Origin of the sequence: Actinomadura sp. 3N508 (assembly GCF_044326375.1) — a bacterium.
Lineage (GTDB): Bacteria > Actinomycetota > Actinomycetes > Streptosporangiales > Streptosporangiaceae > Spirillospora.
In genome coordinates, this window is sequence record NZ_JBIRAX010000042.1 from 1 (window position 1) to 639 (window position 639).

Consider the following 639-nt stretch of genomic DNA (forward strand, 5'->3'; position numbering starts at 1 on the left):
GGTTGCCGACTCCCCGAGGCATATCGCAGGCTCCCACGTCCTTCATCGGCTCCTGATGCCAAGGCATCCACCGTATGCCCTAAAAAACTTGAACACACAAAACGATCAAAACAAATCGCAGATAAACAAACAAAACCCCGGAACAACACCCACCCCCAAAAGGGGCGGCCGTCACCGAGATCCCGTCGTTCACCAGAGATGCTCGCGTCCACTGTGCAGTTCTCAAAAAACAACCGGGCCCACCAGCACCCCACCCCCGGTCAGAGGATGGGGCGTCTGGTCCCGCGATCCAGAGGTCACCAGGCTCGCGCCCGTTTCCTCAGGACCCAACAGCGTGCCCAGCCCCCCACACGCCCGAGGCCGTCGTTCCCACTCCTGGAGGTCGCCCTCCAGACGGTACTTGCCGGCTCACACGCGTGGTGAGCTGAATAGCCAGTGCTCCACATCTATGAGCAGCCACCTGACGGACATTCGCCGTCAACGGCGGCCACCGACCGGGCTCTCCCCGCAAGGGGGGCAGCTCGGCCAGTTGTGTGCTCCTTAGAAAGGAGGTGATCCAGCCGCACCTTCCGGTACGGCTACCTTGTTACGACTTCGTCCCAATCGCCGGCCCCACCTTCGACCGCTCCCCCCACACAA

The 639-nt window shown here is 62.0% G+C and carries 2 rRNA genes; both read right to left on the reverse strand.

The window, feature by feature from the left end:
• Positions 1-94 (reverse strand): 23S ribosomal RNA (locus ACH34S_RS41960); the annotation flags it as partial.
• Positions 95-544: 450 nt separating this feature from the next.
• Positions 545-639 (reverse strand): 16S ribosomal RNA (locus tag ACH34S_RS41965); the annotation flags it as partial.